22 protein-coding genes and 1 tRNA gene are annotated in these 25,126 nt (G+C 64.5%); 4 read left to right on the top strand and 19 right to left on the bottom strand.

Translation table 11 applies throughout. The annotated features are described in order from the left end of the window. Positions 1 to 479 precede the first annotated feature (479 nt). From NXY83_RS06405 to NXY83_RS06390, 4 genes are read left to right on the top strand one after another with little or no spacing between them, the layout of a single operon-like run. The gene (locus NXY83_RS06405; protein WP_258805247.1) at positions 480 to 1,775 is read left to right on the top strand and encodes a branched-chain amino acid ABC transporter permease; all 1,296 of its coding nucleotides are present in this window, start codon (positions 480 to 482) and stop codon (positions 1,773 to 1,775) included. A 9-nt stretch (positions 1,776 to 1,784) separates the two neighbouring features. Further along, a complete protein-coding gene (locus tag NXY83_RS06400) occupies positions 1,785 to 2,753 on the top strand; it encodes a branched-chain amino acid ABC transporter permease (RefSeq protein WP_258805246.1) in 969 nt (322 codons plus the stop codon). Next, entirely contained in the window at positions 2,750 to 3,841 is a 1,092-nt protein-coding gene (locus tag NXY83_RS06395) for an ABC transporter ATP-binding protein (RefSeq protein ID WP_258805245.1), read from the top strand. The genes NXY83_RS06400 and NXY83_RS06395 overlap by 4 nt, the downstream gene beginning before the upstream one ends. Then, the gene (locus NXY83_RS06390; RefSeq protein ID WP_258805244.1) at positions 3,838 to 4,611 is read left to right on the top strand and encodes an ABC transporter ATP-binding protein; all 774 of its coding nucleotides are present in this window, start codon (positions 3,838 to 3,840) and stop codon (positions 4,609 to 4,611) included. Before NXY83_RS06395 ends, NXY83_RS06390 begins: the two co-directional genes overlap by 4 nt. Positions 4,612 to 4,682: 71 nt before the next feature. Here the strand turns inward: NXY83_RS06390 and NXY83_RS06385 are convergent, their stop codons facing one another. The 19 genes from NXY83_RS06385 to NXY83_RS06295 form a co-directional block, all read right to left on the bottom strand. Continuing rightward, complete coding sequence (locus NXY83_RS06385) at positions 4,683 to 6,041, bottom strand: ABC transporter substrate-binding protein (protein WP_258805243.1); 1,359 nt, start codon at positions 6,039 to 6,041, stop codon at positions 4,683 to 4,685. Between the two features lie 217 nt (positions 6,042 to 6,258). Beyond that, positions 6,259 to 6,332 (bottom strand) — tRNA-Leu (locus NXY83_RS06380). Between the two features lie 20 nt (positions 6,333 to 6,352). Next, the gene (locus NXY83_RS06375) at positions 6,353 to 7,297 is read right to left on the bottom strand and encodes an N-acetyltransferase (RefSeq protein ID WP_258805242.1); all 945 of its coding nucleotides are present in this window, start codon (positions 7,295 to 7,297) and stop codon (positions 6,353 to 6,355) included. 165 nt (positions 7,298 to 7,462) lie between these two features. Next, the gene (locus NXY83_RS06370; RefSeq protein ID WP_258805241.1) at positions 7,463 to 8,947 is read right to left on the bottom strand and encodes an NAD(P)/FAD-dependent oxidoreductase; all 1,485 of its coding nucleotides are present in this window, start codon (positions 8,945 to 8,947) and stop codon (positions 7,463 to 7,465) included. 59 nt (positions 8,948 to 9,006) lie between these two features. Beyond that, a complete protein-coding gene (locus tag NXY83_RS06365; protein ID WP_258805240.1) occupies positions 9,007 to 10,410 on the bottom strand; it encodes a S8 family serine peptidase in 1,404 nt (467 codons plus the stop codon). A 5-nt stretch (positions 10,411 to 10,415) separates the two neighbouring features. Further along, positions 10,416 to 11,363 carry a Ppx/GppA phosphatase family protein gene (locus NXY83_RS06360; RefSeq protein WP_258805239.1) on the bottom strand — a complete coding sequence of 316 codons (948 nt, stop codon included), beginning with the start codon at positions 11,361 to 11,363 and terminating at the stop codon, positions 10,416 to 10,418. After that, complete coding sequence (locus NXY83_RS06355; protein WP_258805238.1) at positions 11,360 to 12,031, bottom strand: DUF501 domain-containing protein; 672 nt, start codon at positions 12,029 to 12,031, stop codon at positions 11,360 to 11,362. Before NXY83_RS06355 ends, NXY83_RS06360 begins: the two co-directional genes overlap by 4 nt. Before the next feature lie 28 nt (positions 12,032 to 12,059). Beyond that, on the bottom strand, positions 12,060 to 12,788 hold the full coding sequence (locus NXY83_RS06350; protein ID WP_258805237.1) for an FtsB family cell division protein: 729 nt from the start codon (positions 12,786 to 12,788) through the stop codon (positions 12,060 to 12,062). 137 nt (positions 12,789 to 12,925) lie between these two features. Further along, entirely contained in the window at positions 12,926 to 14,206 is a 1,281-nt protein-coding gene (eno, locus tag NXY83_RS06345) for a phosphopyruvate hydratase (protein WP_258805236.1), read from the bottom strand. 141 nt (positions 14,207 to 14,347) lie between these two features. Further along, on the bottom strand, positions 14,348 to 14,914 hold the full coding sequence (locus NXY83_RS06340; RefSeq protein WP_258806086.1) for a MazG nucleotide pyrophosphohydrolase domain-containing protein: 567 nt from the start codon (positions 14,912 to 14,914) through the stop codon (positions 14,348 to 14,350). An 85-nt stretch (positions 14,915 to 14,999) separates the two neighbouring features. Then, on the bottom strand, positions 15,000 to 16,136 hold the full coding sequence (locus tag NXY83_RS06335) for an adenosine deaminase (protein ID WP_258805235.1): 1,137 nt from the start codon (positions 16,134 to 16,136) through the stop codon (positions 15,000 to 15,002). A gap of 42 nt (positions 16,137 to 16,178) precedes the next feature. After that, positions 16,179 to 16,898: a DedA family protein gene (locus NXY83_RS06330; RefSeq protein ID WP_258805234.1), complete on the bottom strand. Its 720-nt coding sequence runs from the start codon at positions 16,896 to 16,898 to the stop codon at positions 16,179 to 16,181. 214 nt (positions 16,899 to 17,112) lie between these two features. Continuing rightward, entirely contained in the window at positions 17,113 to 17,742 is a 630-nt protein-coding gene (locus tag NXY83_RS06325) for a DedA family protein (protein ID WP_258805233.1), read from the bottom strand. 6 nt (positions 17,743 to 17,748) lie between these two features. Next, positions 17,749 to 19,065 carry a thymidine phosphorylase gene (locus NXY83_RS06320; protein WP_258805232.1) on the bottom strand — a complete coding sequence of 439 codons (1,317 nt, stop codon included), beginning with the start codon at positions 19,063 to 19,065 and terminating at the stop codon, positions 17,749 to 17,751. After that, complete coding sequence (locus NXY83_RS06315; protein ID WP_258806085.1) at positions 19,062 to 19,412, bottom strand: cytidine deaminase; 351 nt, start codon at positions 19,410 to 19,412, stop codon at positions 19,062 to 19,064. The genes NXY83_RS06320 and NXY83_RS06315 overlap by 4 nt, the downstream gene beginning before the upstream one ends. A 62-nt stretch (positions 19,413 to 19,474) precedes the next feature. Next, entirely contained in the window at positions 19,475 to 20,800 is a 1,326-nt protein-coding gene (locus NXY83_RS06310) for an ABC transporter permease (RefSeq protein WP_258805231.1), read from the bottom strand. Next, positions 20,797 to 22,200: an ABC transporter permease gene (locus tag NXY83_RS06305; protein WP_258805230.1), complete on the bottom strand. Its 1,404-nt coding sequence runs from the start codon at positions 22,198 to 22,200 to the stop codon at positions 20,797 to 20,799. Before NXY83_RS06305 ends, NXY83_RS06310 begins: the two co-directional genes overlap by 4 nt. Continuing rightward, complete coding sequence (locus NXY83_RS06300) at positions 22,193 to 23,767, bottom strand: ABC transporter ATP-binding protein (protein WP_258805229.1); 1,575 nt, start codon at positions 23,765 to 23,767, stop codon at positions 22,193 to 22,195. Before NXY83_RS06300 ends, NXY83_RS06305 begins: the two co-directional genes overlap by 8 nt. Positions 23,768 to 23,945: 178 nt before the next feature. After that, on the bottom strand, positions 23,946 to 25,052 hold the full coding sequence (locus NXY83_RS06295; RefSeq protein ID WP_258805228.1) for a BMP family lipoprotein: 1,107 nt from the start codon (positions 25,050 to 25,052) through the stop codon (positions 23,946 to 23,948). Between the last annotated feature and the right edge of the window lie 74 nt (positions 25,053 to 25,126).

Genomic DNA, 25,126 nt, shown 5'->3' with positions numbered 1-25,126 from the left:
GCGGGATTCCTCCATTGTGGGTGTTTTGTGAACCTTAAGGTTTACGCTACCAATTTCCACGAGGATCGACCGCTCAAAGTTCCCTAAAGGCACGCTGTGCAACGCAAATGTGACCCCTGGAACTCCGGGAGAGACTGCGCGTAAGCAAGCGTCGGGTGAGGGGACGGATGAGAAATACCGTGACTCAACAAAGGTTTCTCCAGAAGATCTACCCGTCCCTGCCCGGCGGAGCGGACAGTTGTTATCTGATCGCTACCATCGAGGCCCGGACCACGGCATATGGGGGTTCCCGCGCGCTGTAGCATAAGCCAAGCAGGGTGACGGAACTCACAACCGTGACGGCGCCGGGCCACATGGCGCCTCCCCGCCCTGCGTCCGTTCGCAGCGGTTGCCATGGCGCAGCCGAGACCGCCCCCAAGTGGAGGTTATTCAATTTGAGAAGTACACCGCAAGGCCCGCCGGCCCGAGGACGCCGAGGGTTGCTGGGCCTGTTGGGAGCCATCAGCGCTTCCGTTCTGGCACTCCTCCTGGTGGCCGCACCGGCAACCCTGGCCGCTTCCCCGTCACCGACACCATCCCCGTCGAACCAGACCTTCCAGAACAACATCAGCGGCTTCCTCCGTGATGACACCCGCGCACCCCTCGCTGGCGTAACCATCACGGCCAAAAAGGACGACTTCACCGGAACTGCCACGTCAACCGAGAACGGTTCCTGGAATATCGGCGTGCCCGAGCAAGGCACGTACACGGTGGAACTGGACGAATCCACCCTGCCCGAGGGCATCACCCTGGCTGAGGGTCAGGAAAACCCGCGCGACGTCACATTCAGCCAGACCTCCAACCTGTCGGTAATTTTTGCCTTTGGCAAAGGCATCGTGGTCCAGCAGCAGGACTTTGGGCAGAACCTGCTCAACCGCCTGGTGGCAGGCTTGAGCTTCGGGCTCCTCCTCGCCCTGGCTTCGGTCGGGCTGTCGCTGATTTTCGGTACCACTGGCCTGACCAACTTTGCCCACGGCGAGATGGTCACACTGGGCGCCGTACTGGTGTTTGCGTTCAGCGCCATGAACCTGCCGTTCTGGCTCGCCATCCTGCTGGCCCTGCTCGGCGGCGGACTGTTCGGGTATGCCCAGGACAGGGGACTTTGGCGGCCGCTGCGCCGCCGCGGCACCGGCCTGGTGCCCATGATGATCGTCAGCATCGGCCTGGCCCTGGCCGTCCGCTACGTGATCCAGTTCTACTTCGGCGGAGCCACCCAGCAGCTGCCGTTCGCCCAAAGCCCTGAGATTCAGCTGGGCCCGGTCTCCATCTCGCCCAACAACCTTTGGTCCCTGGGTATCAGTGCGGTAGTGATCACAATTATCGGCATCGTGCTGCTGAAGACCAGGCTAGGCAAAGCAACCCGCGCGGTGGCGGACAATCCTGCACTTGCCGCTGCCTCCGGCATCGACGTCGACTCCGTCATCCGGATTGTCTGGATCACCGGCGGCATGCTGGCCGCCCTCGGAGGCATCCTCTGGGCCTACTACCGGCCCGGCGTCACGTTCGACATGGGATCGGCCATCCTCCTGCTGATCTTCGCAGGCGTTACCCTCGGCGGCCTCGGTACCGTCTTCGGCGCGCTGATCGGTTCCGTCATCGTGGGCATCTTCGTGGAGCTGACCACCGTATTCGGCCTCGCCGCGGACCTCAAGTACGTGGGAGCACTCTTCATCATGATCGTTGTCCTTTTGTTCAGGCCACAGGGAATCCTGGGCCGGCGCGAGCGCGTGGGTTAGGAGACAGCCATGGACTTTGGATTCATCCTTGCCAGCGCTGCCGGTGAAATTTTCAGCCCGACGACGGCCGCGTACGCCCTGGCCGCGCTAGGCCTCGCCGTGCACTTCGGGTACTCCGGCCTGCTGAACTTCGGCCAGGCAGGCTTCATGGCGGTGGGCGCCTACGGCTTCGCCATCTCCACGCTCACCTTCGGGGTTCCCTTCTTCCTGGGGCTGCTCATTGCCATCATCGCCTCCTCCATTTTTGCCCTGCTGCTCGGCATTCCCACCTTGAGGCTCCGGGCGGACTACCTTGCCATCGTGACCATCGCCTCGGCGGAAATTGTCCGGTACATCGTGACCACCAACCAGCTCACCTCGGTGACGGGATCCGCCAACGGTCTGGCAGCCTTCGAGGGCGGCTTCTACAGCATGAATCCCTTCCCTGAAGGCTCCTACTTCGGCATGAACAACCGCGACTTCTTCATCCGTATCGTGGGGTGGGGGCTCGTGGCCCTCTGCTGCCTCCTGGTATGGCTGCTGATGCGCAGCCCCTGGGGACGTGTCCTCAAAGGCATCCGCGAGGACGAGAACGCTGTCCGGTCCCTGGGCAAGAACGTCTACGCATACAAAATGCAGGCCCTCATCATCGGCGGTGTTCTCGGAGCACTTGCCGGCATGATTTTCACCCTCCCGCGAGGAGCGGTGCAGCCGGCCAACTACGGCACGGAACTGACGTTTTTCCTCTATACCTGCCTCCTGCTCGGCGGCCTGGGCACCGTCCTCGGTCCGGTCATCGGCGCCATGATCTTCTGGGTTGTCCTGTCGTTGACCCAGGGCATCCTGTATGGCCTGATCGAATCAGGGGCCGTCACGTGGCTGAATACGGTCCAGGCCGGGCAGCTGCGCTACATCCTGGTTGGCGTGGCCCTGATGCTGCTGATGATCTTCAGGCCCCAGGGCGTCTTTGGAAACAAGAAGGAGCTGGCGTTCGCATGAGCACGCAGAGTGAAGAACCCACACCCGCCGGGGCGGACGGGCTGGACCATATGACCGACAGCCGGCCCATCGCGGTGGGCGAGGCCGGCCCCGGCTGCAAGAAGCGGGATCCCATCGTCGTGGCAGAGAACGTCACGCGGAGCTTTGGCGGCATCAACGCCGTCGACGTGGAGTACCTCGAAATCCCCCGCCATAAGATCACCGCACTGATCGGCCCCAACGGCGCAGGCAAGACCACGCTCTTCAACCTGCTGACCGGATTTGATACGCCGAACACGGGCAAGTGGCAGTTCGAAGGCAAGAGCCTGGCCGGGGTGTCCCCCTACAAGGTGGCACGGATGGGTATGGTGCGCACCTTCCAGCTCACCAAGGTCATGGGCAAGCTGACCGTTATGGAAAACATGCGCCTCGGCGCTGCAAACCAGCCCGGCGAAAGCCTCGCTAAGGCACTCTTCAAGGGCATCTGGGGAGGCAGGGAGAAGCAGATTACTGCCGAGGCGGATGTCCTCCTGGAGAAGTTCAAACTTGACACCAAGAAGGACGACTACGCTGCCTCCCTTTCAGGCGGCCAGCGCAAACTCTTGGAGATGGCGCGGTCCCTCATGGTGAAGCCCAAGCTGGTCATGCTTGATGAACCGATGGCGGGGGTCAACCCGGCGTTGACGCAGTCGCTGCTGGACCATATCAAGAACCTGAAAGCGGAAGGCATGACAGTCCTGTTCGTTGAACACGACATGCACATGGTCCGGCATATCGCCGACTGGGTAGTGGTGATGGCTGAGGGAAAGGTAGTCGCGGAAGGCCCGCCGGGTGAAGTGATGAAGAACCCCGCGGTCATCGACGCCTACCTGGGCGCCCACCATGACGTGGACCTCGGTGACTCCGAAGGCCTCAAGGAACTTGCGGCCGAACTTGTGGCCGACGAGGAATCCATCGTCGGAACCGAAAACGCCGGAATCATCTCGATCGACGTCCTGGAAGCGGAAGCGGACCGGAACCGCCGGAGCGGGGACCAGCCCGGCGGCGACAGGCCGCAGGGCCGCCATGGCAGCACGGATACAGGCAGCACAGAGAAGGACAGCCAATGAGCAGCACCAGCGCGGCACCGGCCGCCCAGCCAGTCACCGACGGCGACCCGGTAGTCAAGGTCACCGACCTTGTTGCAGGCTACCTGCCGGGGGTCAACATCCTCAACGGCTGCAGCATCGAAGCACGCAGGGGTGAGCTGATCGGCATTATCGGCCCTAACGGTGCCGGCAAGTCCACCCTCCTGAAAGCCATGTTCGGGTTGGTGAAGGTGCATTCCGGAACAGTGGTGGTGCGCGGGCAGGACATTACCGGGCTGAAGGCGAACAAACTGGTGTCGCGAGGGGTCGGCTTCGTCCCGCAGACCAACAACGTTTTCGCCACGCTCACCATTGAGGAAAACCTGCAGATGGGGATGTTCCAGCGCCCCAAGGACTTCGCAAAGCGGTTCGACTTTGTCACAAGCCTGTTCCCTGACCTCGGCAAGCGCCGGGCCCAGCGTGCCGGCTCCCTCTCCGGCGGTGAACGGCAGATGGTGGCTATGGGCCGTGCACTGATGATGGATCCCGCCGTGCTGCTGCTGGATGAGCCGTCCGCCGGCCTCTCCCCCGTCAAGCAGGACGAAACCTTCCTGCGCGTCCATGAGATCAACCGCGCAGGCGTCTCTGTCATCATGGTGGAACAGAACGCGCGGCGCTGCCTGCAGATCTGCGACCGGGCCTATGTCCTTGACCAGGGCCGGGATGCCTATACCGGCACCGGCCGTGAGCTGATGAAGGACCCTAAGGTCATTCAGCTCTACCTCGGCACCCTGGCCGACACCGTGGAGTAGTTTCCTGAACAAAAGACAAAGGAGCCCCCGTCCTGTCGGACGGGGGCTCCTTAGCTGTTCAGGAAGGTTTCCTAGAGCTGGCCGAACTCTTCCTTGACCGCCTTGTACGTGTTGTCATCCTGGTACTCGTAGATGCCGATATAGGCCTCTGTCGGGTCCCCGGCCTCGGAGAAGGTTATGGGACCGGACTGGCCGTCGTAGTCAGCATCCTTGCCTTCCCTGATCAGCGTGACGCAGGCGGCGTAGGACGTGCACTTTTCGCCGCCTTCGGAGACTTCCTTGAGCTTGCCGGCAATGTCCACGCCCTTGGTGCTCTGCGCCGCCTCAGCAGCCAGCGCAATGAGGTTCACTGCGTCGTAGGACTCGCCGGCGTAGCTGTAGTCCTTGAGTGCTGGATCGATGGCGAGCAGCTTCTCCTTGAATTCTTCCTGGGCGAAGGTGCCCGGGATGGTACCCTGCGCGCCCTTCAGGGTGCCCGGCTGGAAGTCCTTGCTGTAATCGGAGGTGTTGCCGTCCACCAGGAACATCTGGGTGGGCTTGACACCCTTGCCCGTCATCAGCGGGACGATGCTCTTAGCCTGGTCAAAGGTGATCAGGGCGATGGCATCCGGCTTGGCAGCAATGATCTTGTCCACCTGGCTGCTGAACTGCGTGTCGCCCTCATTGAAGAGTTCCTCCGCCACAACCTGGCCGCCTGCCGCCTCAAAGGCCGACTTGATGTTGGATGCCAGGCCAGTGCCGTACGCGTCGTTCAGGACAATCATGCCCACGGTCTGCGCGCCACAGGTGGCCATGTAGTTGCCGAGGACCTTGCCTTGGAGAACGTCGGAGGGTGCTGTACGCCAGTACAGCCCCTGGTCATCCCAGGTAGTGAAGTCCGGGGAGGTGTTCGCCGGGGAGAACTGGATGACCCCCGCGCCGGTGATCTGGTTGATGACCGTCTTGGACACGCCGGAGGATGCCGCACCGATGATGGCGCTGACCCCCTGGCCCAGCAACGCGGACGTGGACTGGGTGGCGATGTCGGTCTTGGTGTCTCCGGAGTCACGGTGGATCACTTCGACCGGCTTGCCCAGGACGCCGCCTGCCTCGTTAACTTCCTGGATACCAAGGTTGACACCGGCAATTTCGGGCGGGCCAAGGAAGGCCAGCGACCCGGTGGTGGGAAGGAGCGAACCAATCCGCAGCGGGGTTTCCGTAGTGGTTGTTGCCGGGGGTACAGAGGTGATCTCCGCAGGCTGGCTGGCCGCTGCGCCTCCGCCGCCGCCTTCGGGTGCCGGGCATGCAATTCCTGCCGCTGATCCGGTGGTGGGAGATTCGGTTGCCGTTGGTGTGGACGAACCGCCGCAAGCCGTTGCCATGAAGGCGACGCCGATGCCAAGCGCTGTCAGCTTGGCAGCACGGGTTCCCACCTGGGGGAATAAAGTCATTTACGAGCTCCTCGATCTAAAGGTGCGAACGGCCTTTGACACGAAAAATCAGGTGTTCCTGATTTAGCTTCAAGCTAATGCATATCCCCGGCGAAGATAAGTGACTGAGGTCACATCCTTATAACAGTCGTTGCATATGTGGAATTAAACGGGGGAAGCCGCCCGCAGTGCGGGCGGCTTCCTGGCCGGCATTCCTCCGATGACCGTGCAACCGATGTACCCCAGGTGGGACTCGAACCCACAACACGCGGATTTTAAGTCCGCTGCCTCTGCCAATTGGGCTACTGGGGCAACGGGTCAATGGTATCCCGTCAGAGAAGCGTGAATGGTTCGGCATACCGAAACATCCCGCGGACTCCACCTGGCCAGAGTGCCAGGGGCAGCAGCTGGAAATGGTCGCCCCAATCAGCTTCCGGTGCCTGCACACCGAGGGAGGCAGCAGGAACAAAGCCGAACCGGGAGTAGTAGTCAGGGCTGCCCAGCAGGGCGATTCCACTCTCCCCCGCGGCGTTCGCCCTCGCGATGGTCTCGTTCACGAGGGCGGACCCAATCCCCTGCCGCTGGAGCCTGGGAGTTACGCCGATGGGTCCGAGGCCAAGGAGTTCGTGGTCCCCCACCCATCCACGGGAACTGATGACATGGCCAACGATCTCCCCCTCCAGGACCGCCACCAGGCTGAACCTTGGGAGATACTCTTTGGCGCCAAAGAGTGCACGCAGCACTTTCGCCTCCACCGGCTCTCCCTTTGCGGGAAGCCCCGTGGCCGGTGACATGGCGAAGGCGTCTGCAGCCAGGGCAATGATCGCGTCCCGGTCCTCCGGCGTCTCACTGCGCAACAACAGCTCCGGGCGCGGCGCCTGCCTGTTGTGCGCGGAAAGCTCAGCAAGGACCTCCATGGCCCGCGGCGCATCCGCCACCGGTACCAGCAGGTGATCGTGGTGGAAACCGGCGAGCACGTTGCAACTGATCCTGGCTTCGGTCAACGCCCTGCTGACGGCGGCGGTCAGGCCAACCGCCTCAAGTGCTGAGTGGATCTCAAGGGTGATCCAGGCACCGACGAAGTCGTACGTGAGCCCCTGCCTGTCCGCCTCAGCACGCGGCAGCACTACTGTCAGCCCTTCCGCTTCGCGGACTGCGGCCTCAATACCCGCTGCCAGTAGCCGTCCATGCGGCCACAGCGCGTAGACGTATTCACCGTCACGCTGAATGGGATGCATCCCTGCCAGGAGTGCCTGCAGGTTCTTTTCAGCAGTCATAAGGCCAGTCTAGGGGCGGTCCCGGCCGCTCCTGCAGGCGGGACCAGCATCGCCGGAAACTGGACAGCCGAGGCGGACCAAACAGTACCGCCGCCCGGGGACGTGGCGGAAATACAAAACGGCGGCTGCCCCTGTAAGGGGACAGCCGCCGTCGGGCGTCTGGTACTACTTGGCCTCGGCCGTGACTGCTTCCTTCGATTTCACTGCCGTGGAACCGCTACCGCCGGTGGCCGGGACGGCTGGGGCTGCAGGCGCGGGGGCGGGGGCGGGGGCGGGCTTGGGAGCCGGAGCGGCGGCAGCGACGAACGCACCGCGCGGATTGTCCAGGTCCAGAAGCTGGGTGGTGTCGCGTCCGGCGAAGAAGCTGATGATCCAGTTGATGATCACCCGGAACTTGCGTTCAAACGTGGGCATGGCCATGCCATGGTAGCCGCGGTGGGCCAGCCAGGCGAGGCCGCCCTTGAGTCCGATGCTGCCCACCAGGTTGATGTTGGCGACACCCTTCCACTCGCCGAAGCCGGCCACAGCACCGAGGTTCTTGTGCTTGTAGTCCTTCAGCTGCTTCTCCCAACGCGAGGCCCACAGGTTCTTCGCGAGGCGCTTGGCCTGGCGCAGCGCGTGCTGGGCGTTGGGGACGCAGGTGCCGTCCGGCAGGCCCTTGCCGGTGAGGTCCGGAACAGCGGCGATGTCACCGGCTGCCCAGGCGTTGTCCACGATGCCTTCGTCGCCGCCAACGCGCAGGTCCGGAAGGACGCGGACGCGTCCGCGGGGCTCCAGCGGGAAGTCGGTGGAGCGGACCATGGGGTTGGCCTGCACACCGGCGGTCCACACGAGGGTGTCAGCTTCGAACTCCTGGGCAGGGGACTTGTCCGGGAGGTTGATGAGCTTGAGCGTGCCTTCGGCGCTGTCCAGCGAGGTGTTCAGCAGAACCTCAATGCCGCGGCTGCGCAGGTGCTCCACAACCCATTCGGCCTGCTTTGCGGTGACCTCAGGCATGATCCGGCCCATCGCTTCCACCAGGACGAAGCGGACTTCCTCCTGCTTGATGCGGGGGTTGTTGCGGACCGCGGCGCGGGCGAGGTCTTCCATCTCGGTGATGCATTCGATGCCGGCGAAGCCACCGCCGACCACCACAAACGTGAGGGCCTTGGCGCGAGCTGCGGGATCGGTCATGGTGGAGGCGACCTCAATGCGCTCCAGGACCTTGTTGCGCAATGCCACAGCTTCCTCAATGGTCTTGAGGCCGATGCCCTTGTCCGCGAGGCCCTTGATGGGGAACGTGCGGGTGATGGCGCCTGCGGCAAGGACAACGTCGAAGTAGGGAACCTCAAAGTTCTCTCCACCGTCCGACGGAGCCACCACAGCCGTGCGGTTGGCATGGTCGATCGATGTTACGCGGCCCTGGATCAGTTCGGTCTGCTTGAGATGCTGGCGGTGGGACACCACCGCGTGGCGGGCCTCGATGTTGCCGCCGGCCACCTCCGGGAGGAAGGGCTGGTAAGTCATGTACGGCAGTGGATCCACGAGGGTGACGATGCCACCTGCCTTCGCGATCTTCTTCTGCAGTTTGAGTGCTACGTACAGGCCGACGTACCCGCCGCCGACGACGAGTACCCTGGGACGGTCCTGGAGCTCTGGGGTGGTTGCCATAGTTTAAGGATAGCGTAGTTTGTGAAAATCTTCACTAACTGTGGCGACGGCCCGTGAAGCTAGCTTTTCTGCCCCGAATTAACCTCTTCGATGACGCCCGTTTCAGGGTCCTCACCGGCGAGGGCGGGGTTCCTGGCTGCCCTCCGCAGCTGGATAGCCGCCGCCTCGATGATTGCCACGAAAAGCAGGGCGAATCCGATCACGACGGCGGCGCCGATGGCGCTGTCCCGCTGCGAAGGCGGCTCCGCCGCGGGCACCGTTGCTTCCGGAAGCGTTGGCACCGCGCTCGGCACCTCAGCAGTGGGAAGCGGGACGGGTGTGGCCAGGTTGCCGCGCCTGTGGACGCGGATCCATTCGGCGATGGACCCCAGCGGGTTGCTTTTGGCTTCCGGGACGTCGTCCTTGAGCGCGGCCTCAGCATTCAGGATGCCGTAGCCGTACAGGGGGTCCTTGCCCGGCACTCCCGCGTCCTTGGCCGTGGACACGATCCGGTTGATGACCTGCTTGGCGGTCATGTCGGGCCACTTGGACCGGATCAGTGCCGCGACGCCGGCAACAATGGGTGCGGATCCGGATGTTCCCGCCCATTCGGCATAGCCGCCGCCGGGCAGGCCGCCCAACAGGTTTTCGGCCGGGGCTGCTACGCCGATGCTGATGCCCTGCGAGGATGCGTCGACACTGGCCGCCCCCTTGCGGTCCAGGCCCGCGACGGTTAGGACTCCGGGGATGGTTGCCGGAGCGCCCACTTGGGTGTTTCCGCCCACCCGGTTGCCGGCGGCGGCGACGATCACCACGTCTTTCTGCTCGGCGTAGAGGAAGGCAGCGTCCCAGCTCTGTGGCCATTGCGGCGTGGTGCTGCCGAGCGAGATGTTGATGACTTTGGCGCCGTTGTCCACCGCCCACCGGACGGCTTCGGGAATCTGGTCCTGGTCGCTTTTCCCGGAGGGGTTTGGTGAGCCAAGCCAGGTGGACACCGAGAGGATTTGTGCCTCCGGGGCAACACCTATGATCCCATCCGGCGCCAGCCCGGCCAGTCCGGCCAATCCGGGAGTGGGACTGGCCGTGGGGGTGGGAGTGGGTGTGGGGCTTGCAGGCTGGTGTCCGCGTCCTGCGAGCATGGTGGCCACCAGGGTGCCGTGTTCGGGCTTGATACCCACGCTTTTCTGCCCGTCCGGCTGGCCCGAGCCCGACGCATCGTACCCCCCTGCCAGCGCACCCTTGAGGTCCGGGTGCCTGGCGTCCACGCCGCTGTCAATGATGGCTACTTTGACGCCGGCACCCTTGGACACCTCCCAGGCCTTAGTGATGCCGGATTCTGCCAGCCAGTACTGCTTGTCCCGCCATTCGTCCGCGTGGGCTGCGGGCGCGGAAAAGAGACCGGTACTGAGGCAGCAGGCAGCGAGGAGGAGGGCAAGCGCCGCTGACCCTGTCCTCTGCAGCACGGGTTGAGTGAAGATTTGCATCCGCGTCAGCCGATGCTCAGGGCGATGCCGTCGAGAATGTCGTGCTCGCTGGCCGTTGCGGTGGTGATCCGCCCGTCGCTGAGGGTACCCAGGCGCTCGAGGATCCGGCGCCAGACCAGTCCGCCGGCTCCAATAACGTCCACCCGCCCCGGGTGCATGTACGGCAGACCGGCGCGCTGAGACCGGACCATTCCAAGAAGGTCCGTGGAGGCTGCGCGGACGGTGTCGAGGGGCAGTTCGGTGCCGTGGATCGCGTCCGGCCGGTATTCCGGCAACCGCAGGGCGTGGGCAGTGATGGTGGTGATGGAGCCGGCAACGCCGACGACGGCGGTGGCGCGTTCCAGGGGAACGTCCTGTCCTGCACGGGCGATGGCAGCGTCCACGTCGGCTTCTGCAGCGGCTATCTGTTCGGCGGTTGGGGGGTCGTCCCGCAAATGCCGTTCAGTCAGGCGCACGCATCCGATGTCCACCGACTTCGCTGCCGTGACTCCTTCTGCCGTGCCCAGGACGAACTCGGTGCTTCCGCCGCCGAGGTCCACCACCAGGACTTCGTGGCCGTCAAGGATGGGCAGGACACTGCTGGCTCCGGCAAAGGACAGCGCCGCTTCCTCGTCCCCGGAAATCACTTCCGGTTCCACTCCCAGCAGGTTGCGGATGCCGTCCACGAAGACGTCCCGGTTCCGGGCATCGCGGCTTGCGGAGGTGGCTACGAACCGGACAGCTTTCGCCCCGTGTTCATGGATCAGCTGCGCGTAATCCGCTGTTGCCGCGAAGGTCCGTTCCAGCGCTTCAGGGGCGAGCTCGCCGGTGGCATCCACACCCTGGCCCAGCCGGACCACGCGCATTTCGCGCACCACGTCGGTGAGGTTGGCGGTGCCGTTGCTGCGGTCGATATCGGCAATGAGGAGGCGGATGGAGTTGGTGCCGCAGTCGATGGCTGCTACCCGGGTCATTGTGCCGCCTCGGCAGGGTTGGCGGACTTACGGACGGGTGCGGGGCGGCCGACGATATCCGGCAGGCCCTGCGGTCCGTGCCGGCTAAGGTCCCTGGAAGGTGCCTCACCGGTGGTGTCCCAGGCACCGCCGCAATAGCACCTGTCTGCGGTCCACCATTCCTGGATCTGAAGCAGCGCTTCGTCCCCGAGCGGGTTAACGCCAGGGCCCGCCGCCAGGGATTGCCCCACCAGGACATGCAGGCATTTGACGCGCGTGGGCATGCCCCCGGCGGAAATGCCGTCAATTTCGGGGACTGCGCCGATGCCGGACCGCTGGCCGATCGCGTCACGTGCGGCGAGGTAGGCGTCGTGGGCGGACCGGTACGCGGCAGCGAGTTCAGGATCCGCTGCCAGCTGCTCGTTCATGTCATTCATGACGCCCGCCGCTTCGAGGCGGGACACCGCGGAGGTGATCACGGGGTGCGTCAGGTAGAAGGTGGTGGGGAACGGGGTGCCGTTGCTGAGGCGCGGAGCGGTGGCCGCCACGAGCGGGTTGCCGCAGACACAGCGGGCAGGAATTTCCACCACGTCACGCACCGGCCGCCCCAGCTGCCGGCTCAGTACTTCGAGATCCTTTGGTGATGGTTGGCGGGATTCCTCCCGGGCGGCTGCCGTGTTGTGTTCCACTGTCGCGGGCCGTCCTTCCTGTTGCGGTTCAGTCTGTGGCCGCGCGCGTGATGGACTCCCACAGGGAATCCACCCACGGCAGATCGGCGGGGTCTTGTGCTGCTGCACCGGTGTGGCCACTGGTTTCCCCGGCGGGCAAATCACTGCCGAAGACCCAGTAGCCGGTTTCGCCCGGCATAACCATGTTAATGCGGTCGCGGGCCTGCTGTTTCACGTAGTTGGGGTCCTGCCAGCGGGAAACCTGCTGGCGGAGCACGTCGCCTTCCGCCCCGCGGGCGGCGATGTCGGCGTTCAGCGCGTCAATTTCGGCCTTTTTATCAAAGAAGATCTTGACGGTGGGCGCCAGCATGATGGTGATGGCGACCATCACCACGGCCAGTGCCAGCATCCTGCCTGAAAACGCCTTCGCCGGAACGGGTAGCTGATCCTCATCCATTGAAGGGTCGCCGGCACCGGTGACGTCGCTGCTCCCCTTGCCACCGGCCGCCGTACGGGCCTTCGGACGGGCGGGCCCGCCGGGGCGGCCTGCACCGTCCTTGGCCGCCGCGGCGCTGCCTGTCCTGGCGCTTCCGGCTGAGGCACTTCCGGAAGAGGCACTTCCGCTTTCATTGCTCCCGCCGCGGCCTGGATGGACTCCCAGACCTGCTTTCTCCTTGCCTGAGCCGAAATCCGCCTCGATGACGTCACCGCCGTCGTCGTTGTCCTTTGCGGGGCGGGCGGGGGCAACCTTGGGGACTTTGGGACGGCGGGTAGCCATGACACTCCTGAAACGCGGCCCGCATTCGGCCGCCACTGTCTGGGCTGAACAACAACCGGGCTGGCAAATGCTGCTGAAACAACAACGGTGGCTATGGTCTTTCAACCATAGCCACCGTTTATTGGCTTACGCGGCTACTAGCCCTTGAAACGCGGGAACGCGCTGCGGCCCGCGTACCGTGCGGCGTCATCGAGTTCCTCTTCAATGCGCAGCAGCTGGTTGTACTTGGCAACGCGCTCGGAGCGTGCCGGTGCGCCGGTTTTGATCTGGCCGGCGTTAGTGGCTACCGAGATATCGGCGATGGTGGTGTCCTCAGTCTCGCCTGAGCGGTGCGAGGTGATGGTGGTGTAGCCGGCGCGCTGGGCCAGGCTGACGGCGTCCAGCGTCTCGGTCAGGGAGCCGATCTGGTTGACCTTGACCAGCAGCGAGTTTGCGGTCTTCGTGTCGATGCCGCGCTGCAGGATGGACGGGTTGGTGACGAACAGGTCGTCGCCCACCAGCTGGACCTTGTCGCCGATGGCGTCGGTGAGGGTCTTCCACCCGTCCCAGTCGTTCTCGTCCAGCGGATCCTCGATGGACACCAGCGGGTAATCGGCTACGAGTTCGGTGTAGTAGGCGCTCATCTCGGCGGAGCTCAGCGACTTGCCCTCGAACTGGTAGGCGCCATCGGTGAAGAACTCGGAGGAGGCCACGTCCAGGGCGAGGGCGATGTCCTTGCCCGGGGTGTAGCCGGCGTTCTTGATGGCTTCCTGGATCAGGTCCAGTGCTGCGCGGTTGGACGGCAGGTTCGGCGCGAAGCCGCCTTCGTCGCCGAGGCCGGTGGCCAGGCCCTTTTCCTTCAGGACAGATTTGAGTGCGTGGTAGACCTCCACGCCCCAGCGCAGGCCCTCGGAGAAGGTCTCTGCACCCAGCGGGACAACCATGAATTCCTGGATGTCCACATCTGAGTCGGCGTGCGAGCCGCCGTTGAGGATGTTCATCAGCGGGACGGGCAGGACGTGGGCGTTGGGGCCGCCCAGGTACTTGTAGAGGGGCAGGTCCGCGGAAGCGGCAGCTGCATTCGCCACGGCCAGGGAAACGCCGAGGATCGCGTTGGCGCCCAGCTTGCCCTTGTTGGGGGTGCCGTCCAGGTCCAGCATGGCCTGGTCGATGCTGCGCTGGTCGGTGGCGTCGAAACCGGTCAGGGCCGGAGCGATCTGGTCGATGATGGCGTCAACAGCCTTCTGGACGCCCTTGCCGAGGTAACGGCCCTTGTCGCCGTCACGCAGTTCGACTGCCTCGTGCTCACCAGTGGAAGCGCCGGAGGGAACGGCTGCGCGGCCGATCTGGCCGTCGGAGAGCAGAACCTCAACTTCTACGGTCGGGTTGCCACGGGAATCGAGGATCTCGCGGGCGTGGATGGCATCGATAAGCGCCATGAATTTGCTCCTTATGGGCGATTAACGGGGGGAATCTAGCAGAAAACTCGACGTACTCGTCACGGACCAGCGTAGTCGAGAGTTGTCGGGGTTACGGAAACCTATCCAGCCCCCGGACGTCATGATGGTGGGCTGTTGGGTCTAGGGTGTCCCCTGCTGGTAACGGCGCACAGCGCCGCGGAGGGCGCGCTCGGCGTCCAGTCCAGCCTCATGGGCTGAACGTACGACGGCGAGGAGCTGCTCACCGAGCTCCTCCTCCGTTTCAGGGATGGGCACTGCCGGAGGCAGCGGCATGCCCGCGCGGGCTGCGCGGTCCACTGACTTCCGGGCCCGGGCCAAGGCCGGAAGCGCCTGCGGAATCCCCTCAAAGCTATTGGTGCGTGCCGGATTTTCTGCACGCTTGACGGCATCCCATTTCCGAACGATCTCGTCAACGGTCGCGGGAAAGCTCTCCTGTAGGGAACCGTCCGGCCGGAAGACGTGCGGGTTCCGGCGGATCATTTTGGCACCCAGGCCGCGGGCGACGTCGTCGAACGTAAAGGCCCCGCGCTCCTCGGCGAGGCGGGCGTGCAGCACCACCTGGAGCAGGACATCGCCCAGCTCGCCCTGCAGTTCGGCGTCGGGATTCCCGGATTCGATGGTCTCGGCGACTTCATAGGCCTCCTCGAGGAGGTATTCCACCAGCGAGGCGTGGGTCAGCGCCTCCATCCACGGACAGTGCTCGCGCAGGGAAGCGATTATCCCCAACAGCTCCCCAAGCTCCCCAAGTGGGGAGCCGTCCGCGGCGTGCTGGTCAGCCAAGGTTTGCGTAGGCGTCGTTGATGTACTCCACCAGCGCCTCCTTCTCCTCCAGGGGCAGGAAGGAAGCTTCGGCAGCGTTCAGGGTGAGCTCGAGCAGGTCGTCGAGGTCATAATCAAACGTTTCCACCAGGAGGTCGAACTCGTCCGTCAGGGTGACGCCGCTCATCAGCCGGTTGTCCGTGTTGATGGTGACGTTGAAGCCCAGCTGGTACAGCATGTCCAGGGGGTGGCTTTCGATGCCGTCGCCGAACCCGGAGATCGCTCCGGTCTGGAGGTTGGAGGAAGGGCAGATTTCCAGGGCGATGCCGCGGTCGCGAACCCAGCTGGAGAGATCGCCAAGGGTGACCAGGCCGACGGTGTCCTCAGTCTCGTCATCGTCGTCGAATTCCACCATGATGTCCTCGGCGATGCGGACGCCGTGCCCCAGCCGCAGCGCCCGGCCGTCCACCAGTGCGGACTGGATGCTCTCCAGTCCGGCGGCCTCGCCGGCGTGCACGGTGGCGGGGAAGTTCTGCTGTGCCAGGTAGGTGAAGGCATCCTTGAAGCGGGACGGCAGGAAGCCATCTTCAGCTCCGGCGATGTCAAAGCCCACTGCACCCCGGTTACGGTGGCGGACGGCGAGCTCGGCAATCTCCTGGCCGCGGTCGGCGTGGCGCATGGCCGTGATGAGCTGGCCCACCTGGATTTCCCGCCCGCTCTCGCCTACCGCTTCGACGCCGGCCTCGAGTCCCTCCTGGACCGCTTCCACTGCTTCGTCGAGTGTGAGGCCCTTCTGGAGGTGCTGTTCAGGTGCCCACCGGACTTCGCCGTACACCACCCCGTCATCTGCGAGGTCCTCAACGAATTCCTTGGCCACCCTGAACAGGCCTTCGGAGGTCTGCATGACGGCAACGGTGTGGTCGAACGTTTCCAGGTACCGCACCAGGGAACCGGAGTCAGCCGATTCACGGAACCACTGGCCCAATGCCACGGGGTCGGTCGACGGCAGCGTGTGGCCAACGGCCTCGGCCAGTTCGATGATGGTGGCCGGACGGAGGCCTCCGTCCAGGTGGTCGTGAAGTGAAACCTTGGGCAGGCTCTTCAGGTCAAAATCGAGGGCAGGGGCAGCGTCAACAATAGGCTCAGTCACGTTCCCACCTTAGGGTGGGCAGGGGCTCAAAGCCAGCCACTGCTAAGCGGCCGGACCGCTGTCTGCAGACGGGGCCAGGACGGTCGAGCCGGCCTGGCCGCCGCGCGCGCCGGACGGACCGCCGTCGAGCCATTCGTCGACTTCTTCGGCGTCGTTGCGCGCCAGATGCTTGTGCCACCAGCGGAGCAGGTGGTCGATGAGGATTCCCAGGACGATGGCGAACACCACCGCTATGCCGGCGCTGAGCAGCGGGTTGTTGTGCAGCCAGGGGAAAGAACTCGCCAGCAGGCCGATGCCGATGGAGTAGCCCACCCAGGTGATGCAGGCGAACGCGTCCAGCAGGAAGAACCGGCGATGCGGAAAACCGGTGCTTCCAGCCACATAATTGACGGCCACCCGGCCCCAGGGAATGTAGCGTGCGGTGAAGATCAGCACAGCGCCACGCTTGTCCAGTTCGTAGCGGGCCCAGCCGAAAATCTTCTTGACCTTGGGACGGCGCATCCATTTCCACCGGTCCACCCCGATCCGGCGCCCCAGCATGAATGCCATGTTGTCGCCGGCGATGGCTCCGACCAAAGCGGTTGTTCCCAGGATCCACAGGTTGGGCTCGCCGCTGTGCCGGGAGAAGGCCGCCAGTGCCACGATAAGGGTTTCGCTGGGAACCACCATCGCGAAGCCGTCCACGAAGAAAAACACCAGCAGGACCGGGTATATCCACCATTGGCCCGCTGCATGGAGCACAGCCTCATTAATAAACTCCACGCGGTCTTGCTCCTAGACAAAAAAGACGCGGCCAAAGCGGCGCTGCCGTAGCGGAAATCGTTCCTAAGTGTCCCATGGCCAGGGTGTCGTTCGCTACGCCCCGGCCCCGGGAACACCTTCCTCACGGTATCCTTGCGGGCGTCGCCGGGTCGTCGTCCGTGCGGGTGATATTCGGGCCTTCCGCCCTCCTCCCGGGGGCTGAAACCCGCCCGGGTCAGGCTTCAGGTTCCCGCATGCGTTCCACGACGGGGGTTTTGCGCCGGATGCGGTTGATCACGACGTCCACAACGATGCCGAGCGCCACGGCGCACACAATGGCGATGGCCGCTCCGAGCAGGTGATTCTCCTCGAACCACTGCCCAAAGAACAGCCCGATGCCCACAGAGTAGGCGCCCCATAGGACGGCCGAGAGTGCAGTCAGGCCGACGAAACGCAGGTGGTGGTAACGCGTCACGCCCGCGGTGAGGTTGACTGCGACGCGGCCGATCGGCACGAACCTGGCCACGAGGATCAATGAGGCCGGGCGTTTGCGCAGCTCCCCGCCGGCCCACCGGAAAGCGCTCTGCATGCGGGGTACGCGCATCCAGGACCATCTGGTGGTTCCTACCCTGCGTCCGATCAGATAGGCGATGTTGTCTCCGGAGAAGGCACCCAGGGCAGCCACCAGCATCAGGACCCAGGGGTTGGGGACGTCCGCTGTTGCTGCCACCGCTGCCAGTCCCACCACCACGGACTCGCTGGGAATGGGCGGGAAAAATCCATCGATGATGCAGCACGCCAGCACCAGGACAAGCACCCAGGGTTGCCCGGCTGCGGCGAGAATGAAGTCATTGATGGCCTGCATGAGTCCCTATGCTATTCGGTCCATGATCAGGCGCTGCGCCGGCCTCGATCCTTCTGGTGCGATGACAACTGCGTGTTCCAGCGCTTCCCTGGCCCGTGCGAACCGTTCAGGGGTATCGGTGAGCAGGGTCATCAGCGGCTCTCCTGCCCGGACCACCGCGCCGGGTTTTGCGTGCATCCGGACACCGGCCCCTGCCTGTACAGCATCCTCCTTACGGGCGCGGCCTGCTCCCAGCCGCCACGCGGCCACACCCACCGCCAGTGCGTCAAGCTCCACGAGCACCCCGTCCGCCGGTGCGTAGACGACGTCGGATTCCCTGGCCACCGGCAACTGCGCGCGGGGATCGCCGCCCTGGGCCCCGATCATCCTGTTCCACACGTCCATGGCCCGGCCGTCCTTCAGCGCGGCCGCGGGATCGGCGTCGTGGACTCCCGCACAGGCGAGCATCTCCTCCGCAAGCCGGACGGTCAGTTCCACAACGTCGGAGGGCCCGCCGCCGGCCAGTACCTCGACGGATTCCTCCACCTCAATGGCGTTGCCGGCCGTGAGCCCCAGCGGGGTGTTCATGTTGGTGAGCAGGGCTACAGTGTTCACGCCCGCGTCCTTGCCCAGTGCCACCATGGTCTCGGCGAGCTCCCGGGCCGAGGCCTCGTCCTTCATGAAGGCTCCGCTGCCCACCTTGACGTCCAGGACCAGGGAGCCGGTGCCTTCAGCGATCTTCTTGCTCATGATGGATGAGGCAATCAGCGGGATGGCTTCGACGGTTCCGGTGACGTCACGCAGTGCGTACAGCTTCTTGTCGGCGGGTGCCAGGCCTGCCCCTGCGGCGCAGATGACTGCCCCGATGTCCTGGAGCTGGGCAAGCATCTCCGCATTGCTGAGGGAGGCGCGCCAGCCCGGAATGGACTCCAGCTTGTCCAGGGTGCCGCCGGTGTGCCCCAGGCCCCGGCCGGAGAGCTGCGGGACAGCGACGCCGAACACCGCCACCAGCGGGGCCAGCGGCAGGGTGATCTTGTCCCCCACGCCACCTGTGGAGTGTTTGTCCGAGGTGTACTTCAGGCCGCCGTCCTGCCTGCGAAGGCTGGAAAAGTCCATGGTCTCGCCGGAGGCGATCATTGCGGCCGTCCATCGGGCGATTTCGGCGTGGTTCATGCCGTTGAGCAGGATGGCCATGTTGAGGGCGGCCATCTGCTCGTCCGCAATGGCGCCCCGGGTGTAGGCGTCGATGGTCCAGTCGATCTGTTCCGGGCTCAAGGTGCCCTTGTCGCGCTTGACGCGGATGATGTCCACCGCGTCGAAGGCTTCGGCTTTGTTGTCTTTCACCGGGTTTCCTCCAAGTGTTCGGGACCGAAGGCATCAGGCAGTACCTGGTCCATGGTCTTGATGCCCCGGGTGGTCATGAGTTCCATGCCGGGAGCGCGGAATTCGTACAGCAGTTGGCGGCAGCGGCCGCAGGGCATGAGGATGTTGCCGCTTCCGTCCACACAGTAAAAGGCGCGCAGCAGCCCGCCGCCGGTCATCTGCAGGTTGCCCACCAGGGCGCATTCGGCGCAGAGGGTCAAGCCGTAGCTGGCGTTCTCCACGTTGCAGCCGCTGACAATCCTGCCGTCCCCGGTGAGGGCCGCGGCCCCCACCGGAAACTTTGAATAGGGAGCGTAGGCCTTCTGCATGGCTGCGACGGCGGCCGCCTCCAGGGCCTGCCAATCCACCGTGGTTGCGGGTTCCACGGCCGTCAACCCTTGACGTACGGTATGCCGCTGGCTGCGGGTCCGCGGGATCTGCCCACCAGCCCCGCCACGGCGAGGACGGTCACCAGGTACGGCAGCATGGCCATGAACTGGCTGGGCACGGGTGTCCCGATGATGGTGACGATGCTCTGCAGGTTGTCGGCAAAGCCGAAGAGGAGTGCTGCGAAGAAGGCTCCAATCGGGTTCCAGCGGCCGAAGATCAGGGCTGCCAGGGCGATGAACCCGCGGCCGCCGGAGATCTCCTTGGTAAAGCTGTCGATGGCCACCAGGGTGAAGAACGAGCCGCCAATTCCGGCCACGGCTCCGCCCAGCGTGACATTCCAGAACCGGGTGGCGTTCACGTTGATGCCCAGGGTGTCCGCAGCCTGCGGGTGCTCCCCCACAGCACGGACCCGGAGGCCCCACCGTGTCTTGAACAGGCCCACCCAGACCACAAGGACCGCGACGTACATCAGATAGCCCACCAGCGACTGCCTGAACAGGATAGGCCCGATGATCGGGATGCCGGACAGGACAGGAATCTCGATGATGTCCAGCCCGGGGGGCGAGTTGAACTGTGCCTTGTTGGCCTGCATCACAGTGCTGAACAGGAAGCCGGTGACGCCGGAAACGAGCACGTTCAGGACGACGCCGACGATGATCTGGTTGACCAGGTACTTGATGCTGAACAGCGCCAGCACCATCGACACCATTGCGCCGGCCACGGCGGCGGCCAGGAGCCCGATGAAGGGGTTCTGCGTCATGCTGGCCACAATCGCTGCGGTAAAGGCGCCGCCCAGCAGCTGGCCCTCGATGGCGATGTTGACCACGCCCACCCGTTCGCACAGGACGCCGGACAGCGACCCGAACACCAGCGGGACGGCCAGGGTAACGGAACCGGCGATGAGGCCGGCCAGGGAGATGCTGGGGGTCCGGGCACCGCCCACCACCCAGATCAGGAAGGCGGCCACGAACAGGACGATAAAGGCCACGGTCAGCCAGCCGGGGGCTGGACGGCCTTTGGTTTTGAGGTAAACGGCGTAGGCGGCAAGCCCCAGCAACAGGACGGACAGCACGATGCCGCCGGCAACGGCGTTCACCGCCAGGACGGGCAGCTGGAAAAAGTCGCTGCCGGTGGAGATACCGAAGCTTGCGGTCTGGTTGGGGGCCAGGAGCCCGAAGAAAACCAAGGCAATCAGCCCGAAGGCCGTGAGCAGTACCGGCTTCTTCCAGCTCACTGGTTTGGCGGACATGGTGAGGGCACCGGCGTCCGTTCCTGTGTCGTCCGGCTGCGGAGTTCCCGGCCGGGGGGACGAAACTGTTGTGCTCATGCTGCACCTCCGGTAGGGGCTGCCTGCCGGGACTTGGCGGCGCGGGCGGGCTTCCTGCGCCGCGGGTTCAGCCCGAAGACGGCGCGGACCAGTGGCGGTGCCGCGATGAAGAGGACGATCAGTGACTGGACCACCATGACGATGTCGATCGGGGTTCCGGTCTGGATCTGCATCTGGACTGCTCCGGCGCGGAAGGCGCCGAACAGGAGGCCCGCGGCAAACGTGCCCCACGGCGTCGAACGTCCCAGCAGCGCAACGGTAATGGCGTCAAAACCGTAGGTGGCGGCTACGCCGTCGGTGAGGACCTTCTCTGTCCCGGCCACCTGCGCCACGCCTGACATTCCGGCCAGTGCGCCTGCTATGGCCATCACCAGGATGGTGGAGCGGGAGACGTTGATGCCGGCGGTCTGGGCTGCCTTGGGATTGGCGCCGACGGCCCGGAATTCGAAACCGAGGGTGGAGCGGTTCAGGAGCCACCAGACCAGGACCGTGGCTCCGATGGCCAGGATAAAGCCCAGGTGGAGCCTGTATTGGCTGCCAAAGATCTGCGGGTATACGGCGGTTGGGTCGAGGATTGGCGAGATCGGGTTCGACTCCCCCGGCCGCTGGAAGGCCGGCGTGTTGAGCAGGTACCGCAGGAAGTACAGCGCGATGTAGTTGAACATGATGGTGAGGATGACTTCATGGGCTCCCGTGCGGGCTTTGAGCACACCCACCAGACCGCCCCACAGGGCACCGCCGATGATACCGGCCACCAGGACCAGCAGCAGGTGCAGGCCCAGCGGCAGATGCAGCGCGAAGCCCACCCAGGCCGCCAGGATGCCGGCCATGATGATCTGGCCCTGGGCGCCGATGTTGAAGAGGCCGGCGCGGAATGCCAGCGCGACACCCAGGCCTGCCGTGATCAGCGGGGTAGCGATGGTCAGCGTCTCCATGAAGGGCGCGATCTGGGCCGCCACGCTGTTGCCGCGGGGGTTGAATACCGAGCCCTGGAACAGTGCGATGTAGGAGCGCGTGGCCGCATTCCAGGCCGCTGCGAGGAAGTCGGTGGGACGGGCGAGGAAGTACGAGGAGGTGGCCGCCACCTGTTTGTCCGTGCTCGCAATCAGCAGGCCGCCGATGATGAGCGCCAGCAGGACCGCCAGGACCGAGACCATGCCGCTCCCGGCAAAGATCCTGCGGAGCACGGTGTCCGGACCTCCCGGAAGCTGCCCGCTTTGGGCCGTGGCAGGCACGGCGGACGGTTCCATGGCACCGCCCGCTGTATCAACGGCGACGGCGGCGGTTGTTTCCTCCTCAGCAGGGCCCGGATGGTGCGAAGTTCCGGTGTGCTGCTTTCTGTGGTGCTCTCCGCCGTGCTGCTCGCCGGCCGTGTGCTTGGGGGGATGCTTGTCAGACATGGTCGTCTCCCTCGGCGTCGGGGGTGGAGGCGGGGCGGGTGCCGGCCTGGGCGGTGTGCGCGTGTTCCTTCGGCGGAATACCGGCCATCATCAGGCCCAGGGTGTCGCGGCTGGTGCCTGCGGGAACAATGCCCACCAGCTTGCCCTTGTAGAGCACTGCGATGCGGTCGGCGAGTTCCATCACCTCGTCCAGTTCGGTGGAGATGATCATGACGGGTGTGCCCTTGTCACGCTCCTCCACGATCCGTCGGTGGAGGAATTCGATGGATCCCACGTCCACGCCCCGGGTGGGCTGGGAAGCGATGAACAGCCGCAGGGGGCGGGAGAGTTCACGCGCCATCACCACCTTTTGCTGGTTGCCGCCGGACAGGGTACCGGCGGCCGCGGCCGCGGAGGGGGTCCGTACGTCGAACTCACCGATGCGCGCGTTTGCGTTCTCCAGAATTTTTGCCGGGCTCATGCTGATTCCCCTGGCGAACGGCGGCTTGTCGTAGAGGTCCAGGACCAGGTTTTCCGCCACGGAGAAGGTGCCCACCAGGCCGTCCACCTTGCGGTCTTCGGGAACAAATCCGACGCCGGCCCGGAGGACGTCCTTGACGGAGCGGCCCAGGAGTTCCTTCCCGTCCAGCGTGACGGAACCGGACACCCGCTGCTGTAGTCCCAGGATGGCTTCCGTGAGTTCGGTCTGGCCGTTGCCCTGGACACCGGCGATGGCCAGGATCTCACCGCGTGCGATGTCGAAGCTAAGTCCGTCCACCACGTGCTGGCCGTTGGGTGCGATGACGGTCAGGTCCCGGACCTCGAAGGTTTTTTCCTGCGGTTTGGCCGGCTCCTTGTCCAGGTTCAGGCTCACGGCGCGGCCCACCATCATGGAGGCAAGTTCGGTGGTGGGAGTGGAGGGATCGGCGGACCCCACTACCTTTCCCCGCCTGATGACGGTGATGGTATCGGAGACTTCCTTCACTTCCCGCAGTTTGTGGGAGATGAAGACGATCGAGGTTCCGCTGGACTTGAGCTGGCGCATGATGTCCAGGAGCTCATCGGTTTCCTGCGGAGTCAGCACGGCTGTCGGTTCATCCAGGATCAGGACCTTGGCGTTGCGGACCAGGGCCTTGATGATTTCCACCCTCTGCTGCACGCCTACGGGCAGGTCCTCCACCAACGCGTCAGGGTCCACGTCGAACCCGTACTGGTCCGAGATTTCCTTGATCCGGCGGCGTGTGTCGTCCAGGTGAAGGAAGCCTGCCGCTTTGGTGGGTTCGGCACCCAGCGCCACGTTTTCGGCGACGGTGAACACGGGAACCAGCATGAAGTGCTGGTGCACCATGCCGATCCCGGCGGCCATGGCGTCACCCGGACCGCGGAAGGACACGGGTTTGTCATCGATGAGGATTTCGCCTTCGGAGGGCTCATAAAGCCCGTACAGCACGTTCATGAGGGTGGACTTGCCGGCCCCGTTTTCGCCCAGCAGACAGTGGATTTGTCCGGGTTCAACCACCACGTCGATGTGGTCGTTGGCGAGCAGGGTGCCAAAGCGTTTAGTGATCCCTCTGAGTTCAAGTTTCAAAACTCTGACCAATCTCGAAGCGTCCAGTGATCCACCGGACGGGATATGTGGCTGCAGCACCAGCCTAGTGGTTGCAGTCGGAGGATGAGCGGGCGGGTGCCCGCAAATGGGGGTCAACAAAAAGCGCCACCGCCCGGCGGGTCATCGACCAGCCGGGCGGTGGCGCAACAGGTGCGGATCAGGCCTTCGGGCTTGCCTTGGACTCAACCTTCAGTTTGCCGTCCACGATGTCCTTCTCGATCTGCTCCAGCTCGGACTTCAGCTCGGCGGGGACCTGTGAATCGAGGTCGTGGAAGGGAGCCAGCTGCACGCCGTCGTTGGCCAGGGTGCCCACGTACGGGGTGTTGTCGAACTTGCCTTCCTTGTCGTCCTTCACCACGGCTTCCACGGCATCGCCCATCTGCTTCATGACCGAGGACAGCATGATGTCCTTGTAATCGGGAGCCGTGAGGTAGCCGTCGGAGTCAACCCAGATGAGCTTGACGTCCTTGCCGGCGGCTTTGGCATCTTTCAGCGCCGCCCCGGCGCCCTTGCCTACAGGGCCGGCGACGGGCATGACAATGTCGGCGCCCTGGTCCAGGAAGTTCTGGGTGACCTGCTTGCCCACGTCCTGCTTCTCGAAGTCGCCGGTGAAAGTTCCGTCCTGGGCGTCCTTGTTCCAGCCAAGGAGCTTGACGTCCTTGCCCTTCTGCTCGTTGTAGTACTTGACGCCGTCGGCGTAGCCGTCCATGAAGATGGTCACGGTGGGTATGTTCATGCCACCGAAGGTGGCGACCGTGCCGGTCTTGGTGGTACCGGCGGCAAGGTAGCCGGCAAGGAACGCTGCCTGCGCGGTGTCGTAGATGATCGGCTTGACGTTGGCGATGGGTGGATCGTAGGCGAAGTCGACAATCGCGAAGTGGCTGTCCGGGTTGGCTTCCGCCTGTGCCTTGGTGGCGTCGCCCAGCAGGAAGCCCACCGTGACGGTGAGGTCGCAGCCTGCTGTGACCATGGCGCGGAGGTTCGGTGCGAAGTCGTTGTTGGTCTTGGACTCGACCTGGTTGACCTTGATACCCAGGTCAGCCTCTGCCTTCTTCAGGCCCTCGTAGGAGGACTGGTTGAAGGACTGGTCATCGAAGCCACCGGAGTCGGAGACGATGCAGCCGGTGTAGTCGCTGGCTCCGGCTGTCGAGTTGCTTCCCGCTTCGGGGGGCGCGCCACAACCGGCCAGTACGAGCGCTGTGGCACCCACCGTAGCCAGGCCTGCAACTGAACCGCGCTTAAGGTGTGCACGCAGTGATGTCATCAAGATTCCTCCAGGATGAAGAGAGTGGCGCTACGGCTCGAATTCAATGAGTGTCCGTTTCTGCACTGAAATTC

This window comes from Pseudarthrobacter sp. NS4 (assembly GCF_024758005.1).
GTDB lineage: Bacteria > Actinomycetota > Actinomycetes > Actinomycetales > Micrococcaceae > Arthrobacter.
This window is presented reverse-complemented; position numbering and strand designations above follow the sequence as displayed.

Coding starts and splice junctions, on each gene's coding strand:
- NXY83_RS06310 (WP_258805231.1), bottom strand. CDS start 20,800: ATGAGCACAACAGTTTCGTCCCCCCGGCCGGGAACTCCGCAGCCGGAC.
- NXY83_RS06360 (WP_258805239.1), bottom strand. CDS start 11,363: ATGACCCGGGTAGCAGCCATCGACTGCGGCACCAACTCCATCCGCCTC.
- NXY83_RS06400 (WP_258805246.1), top strand. CDS start 1,785: ATGGACTTTGGATTCATCCTTGCCAGCGCTGCCGGTGAAATTTTCAGC.
- NXY83_RS06370 (WP_258805241.1), bottom strand. CDS start 8,947: ATGGCAACCACCCCAGAGCTCCAGGACCGTCCCAGGGTACTCGTCGTC.
- NXY83_RS06340 (WP_258806086.1), bottom strand. CDS start 14,914: ATGGAGGCGCTGACCCACGCCTCGCTGGTGGAATACCTCCTCGAGGAG.
- NXY83_RS06325 (WP_258805233.1), bottom strand. CDS start 17,742: ATGCAGGCCATCAATGACTTCATTCTCGCCGCAGCCGGGCAACCCTGG.
- NXY83_RS06365 (WP_258805240.1), bottom strand. CDS start 10,410: ATGCAAATCTTCACTCAACCCGTGCTGCAGAGGACAGGGTCAGCGGCG.
- NXY83_RS06305 (WP_258805230.1), bottom strand. CDS start 22,200: ATGTCTGACAAGCATCCCCCCAAGCACACGGCCGGCGAGCAGCACGGC.
- NXY83_RS06375 (WP_258805242.1), bottom strand. CDS start 7,297: ATGACTGCTGAAAAGAACCTGCAGGCACTCCTGGCAGGGATGCATCCC.
- eno (WP_258805236.1), bottom strand. CDS start 14,206: ATGGCGCTTATCGATGCCATCCACGCCCGCGAGATCCTCGATTCCCGT.
- NXY83_RS06385 (WP_258805243.1), bottom strand. CDS start 6,041: ATGACTTTATTCCCCCAGGTGGGAACCCGTGCTGCCAAGCTGACAGCG.
- NXY83_RS06395 (WP_258805245.1), top strand. CDS start 2,750: ATGAGCACGCAGAGTGAAGAACCCACACCCGCCGGGGCGGACGGGCTG.
- NXY83_RS06350 (WP_258805237.1), bottom strand. CDS start 12,788: ATGGCTACCCGCCGTCCCAAAGTCCCCAAGGTTGCCCCCGCCCGCCCC.
- NXY83_RS06315 (WP_258806085.1), bottom strand. CDS start 19,412: ATGCAGAAGGCCTACGCTCCCTATTCAAAGTTTCCGGTGGGGGCCGCG.
- NXY83_RS06295 (WP_258805228.1), bottom strand. CDS start 25,052: ATGACATCACTGCGTGCACACCTTAAGCGCGGTTCAGTTGCAGGCCTG.
- NXY83_RS06390 (WP_258805244.1), top strand. CDS start 3,838: ATGAGCAGCACCAGCGCGGCACCGGCCGCCCAGCCAGTCACCGACGGC.